13 protein-coding genes and 1 riboswitch are annotated in these 15,787 nt (G+C 54.1%); of the genes, 5 read left to right on the top strand and 8 right to left on the bottom strand.

All coding sequences use genetic code 11. The annotated features are described in order from the left end of the window. Position 1 precedes the first annotated feature (1 nt). Together thiC and ACWAU4_RS10710 are read right to left on the bottom strand one after the other, a co-directional pair. A complete protein-coding gene (thiC, locus tag ACWAU4_RS10715; protein ID WP_208125979.1) occupies positions 2-2,092 on the bottom strand; it encodes a phosphomethylpyrimidine synthase ThiC in 2,091 nt (696 codons plus the stop codon). A 229-nt stretch (positions 2,093-2,321) separates the two neighbouring features. Next, positions 2,322-2,421: riboswitch (TPP riboswitch) on the bottom strand. Between the two features lie 164 nt (positions 2,422-2,585). After that, positions 2,586-3,452, bottom strand: a complete 867-nt coding sequence (locus ACWAU4_RS10710; RefSeq protein ID WP_208125977.1) for a hypothetical protein — start codon at positions 3,450-3,452, stop codon at positions 2,586-2,588. A gap of 90 nt (positions 3,453-3,542) precedes the next feature. On the opposite strand from ACWAU4_RS10710, the gene ACWAU4_RS10705 reads away from it, so the two are divergent. Both ACWAU4_RS10705 and trhA read left to right on the top strand, forming a co-directional pair. Further along, positions 3,543-3,773: a hypothetical protein gene (locus tag ACWAU4_RS10705; protein ID WP_186265613.1), complete on the top strand. Its 231-nt coding sequence runs from the start codon at positions 3,543-3,545 to the stop codon at positions 3,771-3,773. Between the two features lie 284 nt (positions 3,774-4,057). Then, positions 4,058-4,738 carry a PAQR family membrane homeostasis protein TrhA gene (trhA, locus tag ACWAU4_RS10700; RefSeq protein ID WP_208125976.1) on the top strand — a complete coding sequence of 227 codons (681 nt, stop codon included), beginning with the start codon at positions 4,058-4,060 and terminating at the stop codon, positions 4,736-4,738. A 74-nt stretch (positions 4,739-4,812) separates the two neighbouring features. Here trhA and ACWAU4_RS10695 read toward each other — a convergent pair whose 3' ends face one another. Genes ACWAU4_RS10695 through ACWAU4_RS10680 form a run of 4 tightly spaced genes read right to left on the bottom strand, consistent with a single transcriptional unit; the run spans position 4,813 to position 11,442 of the window. After that, positions 4,813-5,412: a tRNA-uridine aminocarboxypropyltransferase gene (locus ACWAU4_RS10695; protein WP_044734429.1), complete on the bottom strand. Its 600-nt coding sequence runs from the start codon at positions 5,410-5,412 to the stop codon at positions 4,813-4,815. A 30-nt stretch (positions 5,413-5,442) separates the two neighbouring features. Beyond that, complete coding sequence (locus ACWAU4_RS10690) at positions 5,443-8,601, bottom strand: error-prone DNA polymerase (protein ID WP_208125974.1); 3,159 nt, start codon at positions 8,599-8,601, stop codon at positions 5,443-5,445. Next, the gene (locus tag ACWAU4_RS10685; RefSeq protein ID WP_208125972.1) at positions 8,601-10,298 is read right to left on the bottom strand and encodes a Y-family DNA polymerase; all 1,698 of its coding nucleotides are present in this window, start codon (positions 10,296-10,298) and stop codon (positions 8,601-8,603) included. Before ACWAU4_RS10685 ends, ACWAU4_RS10690 begins: the two co-directional genes overlap by 1 nt. Position 10,299: 1 nt before the next feature. Next, positions 10,300-11,442 carry an ImuA family protein gene (locus ACWAU4_RS10680; protein WP_208125970.1) on the bottom strand — a complete coding sequence of 381 codons (1,143 nt, stop codon included), beginning with the start codon at positions 11,440-11,442 and terminating at the stop codon, positions 10,300-10,302. Between the two features lie 152 nt (positions 11,443-11,594). Between ACWAU4_RS10680 and ACWAU4_RS10675 the strand changes: the two genes are divergently transcribed. Continuing rightward, positions 11,595-13,022, top strand: a complete 1,428-nt coding sequence (locus ACWAU4_RS10675) for a HAMP domain-containing sensor histidine kinase (protein WP_243756855.1) — start codon at positions 11,595-11,597, stop codon at positions 13,020-13,022. On the opposite strand, the gene def is transcribed toward ACWAU4_RS10675, so the two are convergent. Then, positions 13,019-13,513 carry a peptide deformylase gene (gene def, locus ACWAU4_RS10670; RefSeq protein WP_208125968.1) on the bottom strand — a complete coding sequence of 165 codons (495 nt, stop codon included), beginning with the start codon at positions 13,511-13,513 and terminating at the stop codon, positions 13,019-13,021. The two genes, ACWAU4_RS10675 and def, sit on opposite strands and share 4 nt — an antisense overlap. A 176-nt stretch (positions 13,514-13,689) precedes the next feature. Here def and ACWAU4_RS10665 point away from each other — a divergent pair, with 176 nt between their 5' ends. Next, on the top strand, positions 13,690-14,052 hold the full coding sequence (locus tag ACWAU4_RS10665; protein ID WP_129979719.1) for an MGMT family protein: 363 nt from the start codon (positions 13,690-13,692) through the stop codon (positions 14,050-14,052). A 19-nt stretch (positions 14,053-14,071) separates the two neighbouring features. Then, entirely contained in the window at positions 14,072-14,800 is a 729-nt protein-coding gene (locus ACWAU4_RS10660) for a DUF3108 domain-containing protein (protein ID WP_231473497.1), read from the top strand. Here ACWAU4_RS10660 and ACWAU4_RS10655 read toward each other — a convergent pair. Beyond that, positions 14,744-15,544, bottom strand: a complete 801-nt coding sequence (locus tag ACWAU4_RS10655; protein WP_025009668.1) for a class II glutamine amidotransferase — start codon at positions 15,542-15,544, stop codon at positions 14,744-14,746. The two genes, ACWAU4_RS10660 and ACWAU4_RS10655, sit on opposite strands and share 57 nt — an antisense overlap. Positions 15,545-15,787 lie beyond the last annotated feature (243 nt).

Below are 15,787 nucleotides of genomic sequence, written 5' to 3'. Positions count from 1 at the left end.
TTCAGGCTTCCTCTTCATAGCGTGCAGCCTCTGGCTCGGGCTTGGACTTGGGTTTGGGATTGGACTCGGACAAGGACTTTTCGCCTGCTGTAGCCGGATGATACAGGGCGCTGCCAGCGGCCTTGAACTGCGCCGACATCCGCGCCATCCCCGCCTCGGCATCCAGTACTTCCAGCGGCTGTGCCGTCAGTTCTTCAGCCTGCACAGGCTCGGTTTGGCGCTCTGCCGAGTCTGCCCCTGATGAATCCCCCGAAGCTAGCTGAGACGCAGCCAGAGACGCAGCATAGTCGCGTACATCCTGGGTGATTTTCATCGAGCAGAACTTGGGGCCGCACATGGAGCAAAAATGCGCCACCTTGGCAGACTCCTGAGGCAGGGACTCATCATGGAACGCCCGGGCGGTATCGGGATCCAGCCCCAGGTTGTATTGATCTTCCCAGCGAAACTCGAATCTGGCCTTGGACAACGCATTGTCGCGCAGCTGAGCGCCTGGGTGCCCCTTGGCGACATCGGCGGCATGCGCCGCAATTTTGTAAGCAATAAGCCCTTGTTTAACATCCTCTTTGTTTGGCAAGCCCAGATGCTCCTTGGGAGTCACATAACAGAGCATGGCGCAGCCGTACCAGGCAATCATCGCCGCGCCTATGCCAGAGGTGAAATGATCGTAGCCGGGCGCAATATCCGTGGTCTGGGGCCCCAAGGTGTAGAAAGGGGCCTCATCACAGTACTCAAGCTGCTTGTCCATATTCTCCTTGATCAGCTGCATAGGAATATGGCCCGGCCCTTCGATTATGGTCTGCACATCGTATTCCCAGGCGATTTTCACCAGCTCACCCAAGGTTTCCAGCTCGGCAAACTGAGCCTCGTCGTTGGCATCGGCAATCGAGCCGGGGCGCATGCCGTCACCGAGCGACAGAGAAACATCATAGGCGGCGCAAAGCTCACAGATGTCGCGGAAATGGCTGTAGAGGAAGTTTTCCTTATGATGGCTCAGGCACCACTTGGCCATAATGGAGCCGCCACGGGACACCATGCCGGTCACCCGATTGGCCGTCATGGGCACATAGCGCAGCAATACCCCGGCATGAATGGTGAAGTAATCCACCCCTTGTTCGGCCTGCTCTATCAGGGTGTCGCGAAACACTTCCCAGCTGAGATCTTCGGCAATGCCGTTGACCTTTTCCAGCGCCTGATAGATGGGCACAGTACCTATGGGCACAGGCGAGTTGCGCACTATCCATTCGCGGGTTTCGTGGATATAACGGCCGGTGGACAGATCCATCACCGTATCGGCGCCCCAACGGGTGGCCCACACCAGTTTTTCCACCTCTTCCTCGATGGAAGAGGTCACCGCCGAATTACCGATATTGGCGTTGACCTTCACCAAAAAGTTACGGCCGATAATCATAGGCTCGGCTTCAGGGTGGTTAATGTTGGCGGGAATGATGGCGCGGCCACGGGCCACTTCGCTGCAAACAAACTCAGGGGTTATCGGCGTGGCAACTATAGCACCAAAGGCTTCTCCTTTGGCCTTGCGGGCCAGCTGCGGATCTTTGGCAAGTGCTTCATTGGCCCGGGCCATATTTTCACGAATGGCGATATATTCCATTTCAGGAGTGATAATGCCGGCACGGGCGTAATGCAATTGGGTCACCCGCTTACCCGGCTTGGCCCGGCGCGGTTTGGGCAAAGCGTCGAATCTCAAATGATCCAGCCCTTCATCCGCCAGCCGCTGCTGGGTAAAACTGGAGCTGACCGAGGTCAGCTCTTGCGTATCATCACGCTCTAGGATCCAGCCCTGGCGGAGCTTATCCAGGCCCTGGCGCACATTGATAGCCACGTTGGGATCTGAATAAGGGCCGGCACAATCATAAACACGTACAGTGGGATTGGGTTCAAATTGCTCACTGCCATCTTGGGTTGGTATTCGGGTGTCTGTCTGCCTGATTTGGCGCATGGCTACCTGAATATCGGCCCGGGAGCCCTGAACAAACAGCTTCTGTGAATTGGGATGCTGCAAGGGTTTAAGGTTATCGATAAAGGCCTGGGCGGCCTCACGGGTTTGACGACGATTGGATTGACGATTTGACATAAGCAAGCTCACTCTTTTGGAAAATGAAATTGCTTGTCAGGAGAGTTGAATAAATAAGCGGCGCAAGCTGACTGGTTAAACTCCTTGATTTGGAGTCCCCCTCCGGCGGTGTTGGCAGACTGGCCTCGTGGTTTCAGGTCAGTTCAATGTCCGCTTGAGAAGCCAGATATCGCCTCGGCTCTTTAAAGCCTTTGGCATAGATTTTTGCTCGCAGTGGCTGCGGTAATGCTGCAGCTGAATGCTTGTTTCCTTCGCAGGTGCTAGCCTGATCAGGTTCAACGGATCCCGAATAAACGGTCTCAGCCCAGAGGGCACTCCGACAAGATTGCTGTCGAGTATAAGCACAAGCCGAAGCGGGAAACAAGCCCAATGACAAAACGCGCCGCAGGATCAAATCCATTAAAATCACAATTTAATTATCTGAATTAAATTGAAATACTCGCAAAAATTGAACAAAAAATTTATTTCAAGTCAAATAAATTGATTGCAAAACTCACTTACCAAGCCGCTTTAGACGGCTGGCCACCGCCTCCTTGAGTGCTTTTTCCATCTCTGTCTGACCGCACTTAAATGGAAACCCCAAGTTTTCGGCATAGGGATTGAGCGGAGTCGGCACCTTGACGACCCGATAGCAGGTATCACCATCCTTGACGATACGGTTGGGGTCGAGCGGCAGATCCAGACTGGCCACTTTATTGAAATCATCGGCGTCATTGACCCAAAGCACCTCCATCTCCCCATCCATTTCACTGAGGCTCTTACGTCCCGTGGCCTTATCCGCATATTGCTGTGATAACTGCTGCAGCGCCTGCTGTTGAGAGTGTTGCAATACTTTTCGGGCAGACTTTAATGCGCTTGAACTGAAGTCCAACTGAGCTTGCTCTGCCGGCTGCGGTCTAAAGTCATTTGCTCGCTCGGGCGCAGGTACGGCTGCATTTTTCGTTTCTTCAATGACTCTACCAATAGGCTTAACGCTTTGATCCTGAGTCTTGGGGATGCTTTGCTCTTTCTGGTTTTGAACCATGCCTTGTGGAGTTTTTTGCTCGGTTTTTTGTGAGTCAGAACGGTTGCTTGAGTCAGCTTTGTTAACCTCTATCGCTTCCTTGGGCTGGGTTATTGCTTCTTCCTCCAAGGCTTCCGGCACTGGCGTTAACTGTTTTGGGCTGGGCTGACTGAAATACAGATAGGATTGCAATGCCTTGGGTTTGGCAGGCTCAGTCACCACTTTTTGCCATTCGGCCTGCTGCCAAAACCAGGATAACCCCAGCAATAGTACTAAGTGCGCGGCTCCCGCTACAGTCCAACTGCTGAAGGCGTTGCCCTTTGCCTCACCATCCCCCTGCTCTGCTTTTTTAGCCATGCCAACTTGCGCCAGGCATTGGGGTTGAAACCCAAGCTGTTGACTAAAAGGCGATTGGGCAAAGAAAGGGGCAATCGAATGTGATTGAGAATGGCTTGGTTGGCAGGAACAGGGATTAATGATTTCATCCAGACCAAGCTCAAAGGCTACATCCCTACCCGGGATGCTGATGCTCAAGCTTGCCATTGCCGCCGAGCTTTCGTCTCGGCTGGCAATAAACTTTTCTGGAAGATAAGGCATAAGCCGCTGATTTATCCGTCGCTGAATGTAAACTCAGTGTTAGAGGAAAACCCTCGGCAAAAAGTTCATTCCCTTGTTTGAAAAGCAATTTACGCTACAAGCTCAAATCGACGGCTTCAAGCAAAACAAGTAAAACCCTTGTCGAATAAGACTGACGGAATTCTCTGAACAAAATAACCGTAAAAAGCGACTTGGAAGCCGGGCAACGAGTTGTTAAGGTGCCACATTAGACGTTTGCAAAAAATGCAGACGATACGGTTCAAGGAATAAATCCATCTCAGCGAACACTTGTACACTTTTATCTAGCCATGGCGCTACGGCGCTGTTAGACTCACTTTCAATGAGGTCGAACCAGAGAGTCAATCATGCCCAACAGCAAAGCCCCAGCAGCCGAAGCCCAGTTCAATGGCCAGTTTTCCGCTGGATACAGTCTGAATGAAGAGATAGCCAATGCCGTCAGCCATGGTTTGGGGGTGATTGCCGGCATTCTTGGGTTGGTGCTGATGTTGCTCAAGGGCTGGCATTCGCTGGATGCCATTCAGTTAACAGGTGTAACCATCTATGGAAGCAGTATTATCCTGCTGTTCCTCTGCTCGACCCTGTATCACAGCATTCCTCAGCCAGTGTGGAAACGGCGTCTCAAGATGCTGGATCACTGCGCCATCTATCTGTTAATCGCCGGAACCTATACCCCACTGATGTTAATTACTTTGGCCGATGCCCAGGAAGAATGGGTGCTGATAGCCATCTGGTCGTTGGCACTGGGGGGAATAGTGTTCAAGAGCTGCTTTATTCGCAGATTCAAGGCTCTGAGCCTGGTGCTGTATCTGGCCATGGGCTGGCTCTGCGTCGCCGTGTTGCCTGAGCTTATCGATAACCTGTCAACTGCCGGGTTCAACTTGCTGTTGGCCGGGGGCCTGAGCTACAGCTTAGGTGTGATCTTCTACGCTACCAAGGCGATCCCTTTCAATCATGCCATCTGGCATCTGTTTGTGTTGGGCGGCGCCGTTTGCCATTTCCTGTGTGTTTATCTGACGGTGATCTAACGCAGGCGGATAGACTTAACTCAGCGCCGCCGTAGAGAGACGGCTTCCGGCTTGCTGTGCTAACTCTAGTGCAGCTAGGCCGGAGCTCTTATCTCAGCCTGCCATTGATTAAACTCACTGAGTAACCGCCTGGCGGCGATACTATAGTCTCCCCCCAAGTCTTGCCAAACAGCCGCAATACATTCCAAGGTACATAACCCGCCCTGGCGCTGATTGCGCCGCAAGCGAAACGCCGAGTCCTGCTCTGTTTGCAGCTCGACTCTGGCAAGCGACTGTAGATAGGGGCTTTGGCGATACATCTTGCCGGCCTCCTGCCAGGTTGCATCGAGTATGACCAGCGAATTTAGCGGCTTCCCTAATTTCAGAGCAGCTTTCTGAGCGGCTTCCTGAGCAGCGTCTTGAAGCAATGTTGCGTCCTGAGCCGGGCTTTGGTTTGGGCTTTGGCTTAAGTTTGGGCTTTCATTTACAGCTTGAGTTCTAGAAGTATTTTCTTCGGTTTGCGGATAGAGTAAGGCTGTTCGCCCCAAAGACAAGTGCTCCATTAACCAAGCATCCGGGGCTTTACGCGCCCACAGTACCCGCTTACAGAGAGTCGGATAAGCATTAAGCGCCAGGGTGGCTGTGTTACTGGCTCGATTCAGCTCTCTTTCATGGGTCAGCAGGATTATTTTCACAGGCAGTTGCAGCTTAAAATGGGTTATCGGCTAATGGAAATCCCGCGAGTTTACCACCAGCGCGTGCATACTGCCCGAGATATCCTCCAGCCGACCGGCCAGCAGATGCAATACGCCGGACGAAAATTCCACGACCCCGCTCACCTTGAGGATCCTGGCGCTCAAATAAGCCTGTCTCTGGGCTCTGGCCGTATCACTCCATACCACCAGATTAACATTGCCGGTTTCATCTTCGAGGGTGATGAAGGTGACTCCACTGGCGGTGCCAGGCCTTTGCCTGCCGACCACCAGCCCCGCCACAGTCACATTCTGCCCATGACGACACTGCCATAAAGAGGCGGCGCTGTGACACTTGCCGAGTAACCCCTGCTCTCTGAGCAGTGCCAGAGGATGGCGCCCCAGAGTTAGCCCGGTACAGGCGTAGTCAGCCAGCAAGGCATCAACTTCGGTGACCTCAGGCAAGGCGGTTTCAAGGCGAAAATCGGCCTCGTCCGGCTGCTCAAACAAAGGCAAACGCTGCTGACGGGCGGCCAACTGCCACCTGATCTGATGGCGATCGCCGCCCAGGGTAGCAAAGGCATTGGCGCTGGCCAGCGCCTCCTGCTCACGCCTTGGCAGTGCCAGAGCCGCCAACTGCGACAAGTGAGTAAAGCCCTCGCCCCGACCCGCTACTATCTTGACGGCACTGCGCTCGGATAATCCCTTGACCAACCTGAACCCGAGGCGCAGTGCCAAGGAGCCATCGGTTTGTCGCTCCAGTGTGCTGTGCCACTGACTGAGGTTGATGCAAACCGGCAACACCAGGCCGCCATGATGACGAAGATCCTGAATAAGCTGTGACGGGCTGTAAAAGCCCATGGGTTGACTGTTGAGTAAGGCGCAGCAAAACGCCACCGGGTAATAGTGTTTGAGAAAGGCCGAAACATAGGCCAGGAGCGCAAAGCTGGCCGAATGAGACTCGGGAAAACCATATTCGCCGAAGCCGCGGATCTGGTTGAATATCTGCCTGGCAAAGGTGTCACTATAGCCTCGGGCCGTCATCCCCTGAAGCAGCTTGTGTTCAAATTGCTCCAGCTCGCCACTGCGTTTCCAACTGGCCATGGCGCGGCGCAATTGATCGGCTTCCCCGCCACTGAAACCTGCGGCGACCATGGCCAATTGGATCACCTGCTCCTGAAAAATGGGCACCCCCATAGTGCGTGACAACACGCTTTCCACCTCGGCCGAAGGAAAAGTAACCGGCTCGATTTTATCGCGGCGGCGCAGAAAGGGATGCACCATGTCTCCTTGAATTGGACCCGGGCGCACTATGGCTATCTGTATTACCAGATCGTAATAACAGGCGGGTTTGAGCCTGGGCAGCATGCTGGTCTGGGCTCGTGACTCCACCTGAAACACCCCCATACTGTCGCCCTGCTGCAACATACGATAGACGGCCTGATCTTCCCAGCGAATATCCGACATGGCAAAGGGACGAATGTGACGGGAGATCAACTCGAAACATTTGCGGATCGCGGTCAGCATTCCCAACGCCAATACATCGACCTTTAACAGCCCCAGACTCTCGAGATCATCCTTGTCCCATTGGATCACAGTGCGCTTGGCCATGGCGGCATTCTCTACCGGCACCAGCTCGGCCAATGGCCCGGCCGAAATCACAAAGCCGCCGACATGTTGCGACAAGTGCCTTGGAAAACCCATCAGGGTCTCCACCAGCGGCAACAACCACTGCCCCAAACCTTGTTGTGGCAACAGCTTGCCTTGTTGCAACTGCTGCTGCCAAGGCACTTGCGGATCGCAGCGATCGACAGCGCCTATCAGCTCATCCAGCCGTTGCTCGCTGAGCCCCAGAGCCTTACCAACATCTTTCATGGCACTCTTGAAACGATAAGTGATCACACTGGCGGCCAGGGCTGCACGCTCGCGGCCATATTTTTGGTAAATATACTGGATCACCTCTTCGCGGCGTTCATGTTCAAAATCGACATCGATATCCGGCGGCTCATGGCGCTCCTTGGAAATAAAACGCTCAAACAGCATGTTGACCTTGGTAGGATCCACCTCGGTGATCCCGAGGCAATAACAGACCACAGAGTTGGCGGCCGAGCCACGTCCCTGATGCAGTATCCCTTGCCTGGTGGCAAAACAGACCAGATCATAGATGGTCAGGAAAAAGTATTCGTAATTGAGCTCGGCAATCAGCTTGAGCTCGCGCCGATACTGAGTCTGCACTTCAGGTGTTATCGCCTCGCCAAAACGCCTGCGGGCGCCCTTTTCCACCTCCTGCGCCAGATATTCACTGGCGCTTAGGCCGCTTGGCACCAACTCGGCCGGGTACTCATATTTGAGTTCATCCAAGTTGAAATGGCACCGGGACGCCAGCTCACAACTCCTTGCCAACCAGGCTTGGGGATGACGCCTGGCCATAGCGGTTATCGGCTTAAGCGCCATTTCGGCATTGCCCGATAACAGCTCACCGGCCATGGGCACGGCGCGGCCATGGCGGATACAGCTGAGTACATCGTGCAGCCTTTGCCGCTCTGCAAGATGCATCTGCACATTACCGGCGGCGACACAGGGAAGGGAAAAACGATTCGACAGCACCTCACAGGCCTCGAGATACCAAGCCTCTCCGGGTTGCAATTGCCGCTCCATCAAGAGATAAAGCGGCAGTGAAAACACGGCTTTGACCCGTGTCGCCAGGGCATTCAATTGTGCCAGACTGCGCTGCTGCAGCTGCGTCAACCAAGGAGTTTGCTGACTTAGGCTTTGGTGCTCAGTGCTTTGCAAGTCGGCTTGCGCCAGCAACTCGCTCACAGATGGTGGCCGCCACAGGCAAAAGCAGCCGCGGTCAATGGCCGCAAAATCATCCAGGGTTAACCGATACTTGCCCTTATCGGCCCGGCGCCGCCCCCGGGTTATCAGAGTGCTGATAAGACCATAGCCCCGGCGATTTCTTGCCAGCAGTACCAGGCAGCCTTCCGGCAGGTGGAATTCGGCGCCGACAATCAGCTTGATACCGCTTTGTTTGGCGGCCTCATGCGCCTTGACCACACCCGCCAGAGAGCACTCGTCGGTAATGGCGATGGCCTCATAGCCCAGTTTGGCGGCCTGCTGCACCAACTCATCCGGGTGAGAAGCCCCGCGCAAAAAGCTGTAATTGGAAATAGCATGCAATTCGGCGTACATCAGCTGAACCAAGCGTGAAGAAAGAGCCCATTAGCGGTGCGAAACAGCCAACACAGACCGCCGTTCTCCTTATGATGGGCAAGAAAATAATCCCGGCAGGGAAAAGGCCCTGAATGCCAGGGGCTCTGTAACCTTTCCGGCCCTCTAAGCAGCTCCACGGCTTCAGGAGCAATGGCTTGCGGCTCTTGCAGCAGCCAAAGAGGCCGCAGCGCCAGCGACGGCTGAACTGGCGGCCTTGCCGGTGGCGGCCAACGAGTCAGGGAAGCCGCAGTGCTGGCCAGTTCAGGCATGGGATCGGCCGCCAACACCAAAGAGCGCACCTTATGGCTACCTAACCTGGCCTGTAATCTGGCGAGTAATTGATTGGCATCCTGCTGCTGCCCTTCTCTGGACTCAGTCAACTCTCGACTACCCAGCTGCTGCGACACAAACTGCCTGGCTCGCAGCTCAATATCGACGACCGGGCTCGGCAGTTGCAATCCTTCCAGCTGTAAACGGCAGAGCTGAGATAACCCCTGCAGTTGATATTCTCCGAAGGGATAGTTGAGTGTCAGTTGCAGCGCCGGGGTCTCTTGCTCGCGAAACTTCAGCCACAGCTCCAACTGTTGCACCGCCAACTGCCTGATCCGCAAATAGGTTGCCAATTCCCCCAGCAGCTTTTGCAATGGAAACAGCAATCCCTGAACCCACTCAACGTCATGCAGCAAGGTCAACCTGGCCTGAAACTGTTCGGGTAACTCATATCCCTTGCGGCAACAGGGCAAGCGCCCCTGGATTTGTGCCAGCAGCTGCAGCAAACCTTGACCAAAGCGCCGCCCCAACTCGGCAAGGGGTAAGGCATCAAGCATGGCTAGAGTCGTCAGCCCAAGCGCGCCGAGTCGTTGCCGTTCCTCTTGGGTTAATGGCAGCAAATCCAGTGGTAAATCTGGCGGTAAGCCGTGATGCACCTTGAGGCGCCCGGCTTTTTCAGCTGTGGGTGAGCTCATGAAGGCAGCTGATACCGCGCTGATACCGACGTGAGTATGCCGCGCCAATATAGACGCATCCAGCGGTCTGTGTGCCAGCACCAATGAGCATTCCAGACCATAGGCGGCGACTTTGTTGAGATAAGCCTCGACAATGGCGCTCAAACTGCCAAACAGTTTAACCATGGACCCCACTTCCAGCAGCAGGGTATCTGTAGGCCAGCGCGCATCGGCCGCATTTTCAGCCGCTTGTTCAGTAAGCCCGGATAACAACGGCGGCCAGATTCTGGCGCTGAAATCATAGCTCCACTGACACAACCAATCCCGCAACGCCTCGCTGTCCACCTCCTGTAGTGGCCAGAGTTGCAACTCTCCCAACAGCGACTGAGCGCTGCCGACACTCATCCCCGCTGTAACGCCTTTTGCTTGAGCGTCGGGACAGGCCGAATGTATAACCAGCTTCCGGCTATCATATAAGGCCATGGGGACTTGGGGATCAAGAGGCTCTAACGCCGCAGCGGTTGGCACTGCTTTTGGTTGATTTTGGGTTTGGGGCTGCGGTTGAACGCGTGTTTGAACATGAGCCGTACCACTACCTGCCATACTTCCTGTCATAGTGTCGGTCATAGTACCTGTCATAGTGCCCGCCATATTGCCGAGCATAGCCAGACGATAACGCTGATATTGCAGCAATAGCTGTGGAAACCAGACTCCCATCCATACCTGGGGCATCTCAGATAGCCTCTTGGCTCTGAGCAGTATGGCTTTGAGCGGCTTGGCTTTGAGTGGTTTGAGAATTGGCCGTTTGCGGATTCGCGCTTTGAAAAAGCCCCGCGGGCTTGTTTGACTCTTGCCGTGCAGTCCAGGGATTAGGCGCGCATTCATTGGATGCAGCAATCCTTGACTGCGCCATCCCCCAAGGACCATGAAGCACGTTACCATAAAACACAGTGCTATGAAGATCAGTGCCATGTAAACCAGAGTCGTGAAGCACAGGGCCATTGGCCTTGCGGCCGGAATGGTTTGGAGCAATTGAGTCTGTTGAGTTACTTAAGCTATGATTGGGAGCCGCCTTGCCGCTTCTCAGGGTTACCACGCCCGGCTCGATATGGGGCAATTCAAGCGCCAGTGCCGGCAAGCCACGCAGATGCAATTCAGGGACGGGCCAACCACCGCGACGCTTTAAAATTTGCAGCCTGGCGGTATTAACGCCAGCCGCGCTGATAGCCAGCTTTAGGGTGACAGGATGATTGCTGTCGGCCTGAGCCATAGGCAACTGGCAAATTCCCAGCGCCTTGCCCTGCTCTGCGGCAAGTTGCAACCTTCTGGCCTCAGTCAGTGTCAGCTTGTCCAGCCAACTCAGCACCAGGGGACAGGCGCCGCTGCTCAGCCCTTGCTCCATGGCCCAGAGCACCTCTTTACGCTGGGTTAACTCCAGCCACAAAATACGCTCGGCGGCAATACCGTGCTGGGCAAAGCTCTGTGCCAGCGGCTGCAATGGCGGCGCTATCAGCATTATCATGGCATCTCTGGACTCATCCCCTCTAAATTGATTTCTTTTGGACTGATTTTTTTCGGAATGATTTCTTTCGGAATGTGAGCCACACTGAGCCGGCAGTAAATAACGCATCAAAGGCAGCAACAGGCTGAGTTCCCCGTGCCCAGGAGACTGGCTGAAGAGCTCACAAATGCCCTGCCTTGGCCACCCTGCATCACTGAGCTGCGTATCCAATGCTTCAAAACCACTGGGATACCCCAATGTTTTGCCCTGACTGCCCGGCCCCAACCAGAGATCCCGGCGCTCCAGCAGACCGTTCAAGGCCTGAGATTTTGCTGGATCAGATTTTACAGAGTGAGTTTTGGCTGAAAGAGACATGAAAAACACCGATACTGTATTTTTATACAGTATAGCGAACTTTAGCCAACTGACAAGTCGTGCTGGCGCCAAAGCCTTAACCCGAGATAGAATAAATGAGAATGATTATCGAAACATATTCTCGACTTCAGCGAATAATTCAGGAGCTTGCCTTGCTGCCCTTTTCCGGCCTGTTTTCCCAACTCCAATGGCGACTGTTTGGCTATTTTGGTGTGTCATTACTGCTTATCCTGCTGCTCGCCAGTAGTATTGAAGCCATGTTGCTAAACCGCTTGTTACTGCTGCCCCAGCAGACCCAAAGCCAGTTACAGCAACTGGCCGATGAGGCCAACGACTATATCGTCAGGGGCGATATAGCAGGACTGGCGGATTGGGAGGGGCGTCAGGCATTTGTACTCTATGTGCTGGATAGCAAGCAGCAGGCGGTGAGTCAGCGGGAAATGCACCCGCACTTTGTTTACAAACTCAATTTCCTCAAGCAGTTGCAGCAGCCTATGGGGGACAGGGTGCAAAAACCTTTGATAGGCCTGCCACTACGCAATAGCCTGGAGCCGGACAATCCCCTGCTCTTGGTGGTACAACTCAACGCCTCTTTACACCCGGCGCAGCAACTGGATAAAAGCCTCTGGCTTATCCGTATCCTGGTAGGACTACTGGTGCTTTTGTTGTTCAGTCGTCTGCTGAGCCGCCATCTGATCCAGCCGCTGAGTTTACTGCGCAGTGCCACCCGTCAGCTGGCACAGGGCCAACTCGATACCCGGATTGCCGGCCATTTTTCACTAAAGCAGCCGGAATTTTTCCAGTTGGCGACCGACTTTGACCATATGGCCGAGCAGCTGCAAAAGAGCATTCAAACCCAGCAGCGGTTACTGAGGGATGTATCCCACGAACTGCGCACTCCCCTTGCCCGGCAGGAGCTGGCCTTACACCTGTTGGAAAATCGCTTGGGGGAGGAACATCAACAACCGCTTGCCAGGCTAAGACGCCAGGGCGAAGAGATGGCGCAATTGATTAACACTATTTTAGACTTCAGCCGCCTGAGCAACGGCTTCATTAAGCTGACGGCAGCGCCTTTTACCCTGACAGAATTACGCCGCTCACTGCTGCAGGATCTGGAGTTTGAGTCTGGCCCCAAGCAAAGCATAGTCTGGGCACAGGCCCCCATTGATGAGCAAACTTTGCATACCGATATGGCCTACTTGAAGCGGGCGCTGGAAAATGTCTGTCGCAATGCCCTCAAATATGCCGGTGAAACCTGCCGGGTGGAAATCCAGGTATCTCAATTGGGTGACGACAAATTGGGTGATAGCAGACTGCAGCTGAGTGTCAGCGATAATGGACCCGGGATCCCCAAAGAGCAACTGGAAGCCTTGTTCAACCCTTTCACCCGTTTGGATGAAGCGCGTCACAGCTCTCAGGGAGGTTATGGGCTGGGATTGGCGATTGTGCGCCAGTGTATGCAGCTCCTGGGCGGCTCGGCCCAAGCGATCAACCGGCCTCAGGGCGGTTTGAGCATATTGCTTGAGCTGCCGCTGCAACTACCAAACTGCAGCGAAGCCCAACTTAAGTCTATTGCTTAGGCGGTAAACTTACGCACCTTCTTCAGTGCCATCTCCTGTTTAAGGCGGGAGAGATGCTCGATAAATACCTTGCCGTGCAGATGATCGATTTCATGTTGCAGCACTATGGCCAGGAAATCATCACTGTGGATCGTCTGGGCTTGGCCCTGGCGATCCAGATAGCTGACAGTGACCGACTCGAAGCGTTTTACCTTGGAGCGATAACCGGGAATGGACAAACAGCCCTCTTCACCGATAAATTCACCGCTGGACTCAGTGATCTGCGGATTGATCAGCACCAGAGGTTGATTGCGCTCTTCTGAGATATCAATGACGACTATTGCGTGCCCACTGCCCACCTGGGTCGCGGCCAAGCCGATACCATCGTCTGTGTGATACATGGTTTGCAACAGATCATCGATGAAAGGCTGCACGGCTTCTATTTCGGTGACAGGCTTGGCTTTACGCTTGAGCCTGGGATCGGGAACCGTCAAAATATCCATAATTGCCATAGGGTTATATTCTCAATTTACTCGACTTGGCGTTCAATGGGCGCCATTATGGCGAAAAAGCATCAAAAGGCAAACCTTGCGTGTGCAGCGCAGAGCGGCCATGGCACTTTTGCCAAGTGAGTAACCTCCGCTATGGAATGGTATTATAATTTGCGCCAATAGCATCAGGAGCCAAGATGACCCCGGAAACGAGCGCCCCGCCACTGAGTCCAATGCAGAAGATTTGGCACATAGTTGCATTGATCCCCGAAGGTCGGGTGGCAAGCTATGGCAAAATTGCCGACTATGCCGGCCTGCCCGGACGGGCACGCTATGTTTCCCGGGCACTGAAACTGGCGCCGGACAGCCTGGCGCTGCCCTGGCACAGGGTTATCAACAGTCAGGGTAAAATCTCCTTTGCCAAGGATACCCATCCGTTTCAACTACAGATGAGCCTGCTGCGCAGCGAAGGCGTACAAGTGAACCAAGGCAGAATTGCCCTGTCTGAATATGAGTGGCGGCCGGACATGGCCACTCTGGTCTTGTCCATGCCGTTTTAACCACAGGAGACTGCCTTTGATCCGTTCGCTTCTACTCTTGATACTGTTACTGCCCTTGCCGTTATGGGCGCAGACCAGCCCCCTGGCACCCCACACCGCCGAATATCAGGTCAATTATGGCGAAATCAATCTCGGTGGCGCCCGTTTTATGCTGTTGCCGCCAGAGGGCGACTTCTATCAATACAAATTGGACAGTGATCTCAGCCTCTTGGTGCTGAGCGATAAACGCCATATCCGCAGTGAGTTTACCTATCAGGATGGTCAGTTGACGCCGCTGCGCTTCAGCCATCAGCGAACCGGCACTGGCCCCAACTTCAATGAGCAGATAGCCTTTGCCAAGGAACAGGGCAAAATTTTCAGTCGCTACAAGGATGAAAAGAGCAAATTGGACTATTCAGGCACTCTCTACGATGCCCTGATGGTACAGCTGCAGTTTCGGCTGGATCTCGCCGCCGGCAAGGAGCCCCTGGCCTATGAGCTGGTCAAGGACAACGAGATAGATGACTATCGTTTCAAGATAGTCGGCAAGGAGCGGATGACACTGGACAGTGGCGTCTATAACACAGTGAAACTGGAAGTGGTTCGAGACAGCACCAAGCGGCAGACCTTTGTTTGGATGGCGCCGGATCTCGGCTGGCTACCGGTGCGCCTGACCCACTTTGAGTCAGGCAGCAAGCAGCTCGATATCAAGTTAGCCAAGCTGAGCCTGGGCTCGGAAGTCAATAACCAGCTCGCCAAGACGGAATAATTTCCAATCCCCCGGTGCCAACAGCTGCCAGTTTTCGTTGCCGGTCAACGGCCGGGTGGCTATGACAGTGACCACATCCTTGGGGGTGGTCTGGGTGTCAAAATCAATCACCACATCCGTGTCTATCAGCTGCGCCCGGCCAAATGGCGCCCGGCGGGTGATATAGCAGAGGTTATTGCTGCAATAACTCATCAGATAACGGCCGTCGCTGAGGATCATATTAAACACCCCAAGAGTGCGGATCTCCTCGGCAAGCTGGGCCACATACTCAAACACGGGCAAAATATCATCCGGCTCGGATTCGCCGAAACGTTCGACCAGGCGGCTCATTATCCAGCAAAAGGCCTGCTCACTGTCCGTGTCACCCACGGCCTGAAAGCGGCCGCTTTGAAACTTCTGTTCATAGTCAGACAACTGGCCGTTGTGGGCATAGGTCCAGTAGCGGCCCCAAAGCTCGCGGGTAAAGGGGTGGGTATTTTCCAGCGAGACTTCACCGCGGTTGGCCTGCCGAATATGGCTGACCACCACTTCACTCTTGATCGGGTATGACTTGATAAGGCTTGCCACATGGGACTGGCTGCTGGGGCTGGCATCCTTGAAGGTGCGGCTGCCCTTGCCTTCATAAAAGGTGATCCCCCAACCATCCACATGGGGCCCGGTCACCCCGCCTCGCTCCGCCAGCCCGGTAAAGCTGAAGACAATATCCGTTGGCACATTGGCACTCATCGCCAGCAGCTCACACATCTTGTTTTTCCTGTCACTGAATCTGTTATTTCATTATCTGCGGCATTGTAGCCAAGCCGTGTCGGCAGGGGAATTATTGCTTGCAATAAAAAATTTAAACAATTGTTTGAAAAATGCTTGTATTCGATTTCGCTTAGGTTTAATTTTATTGCGACACAGGTCTGACCACATACTATAATTGTGATCTTGATCGCTCTCAAGCGAGGCGTTCTACACTGAATAAAGTGGTCGTTTTATTAAGGA

Source organism: Shewanella sp. FeAMO, from assembly GCF_053653955.1.
Note: the sequence above shows the minus strand (reverse complement) of the source record. Positions and strands in the feature narration are given on the sequence as shown.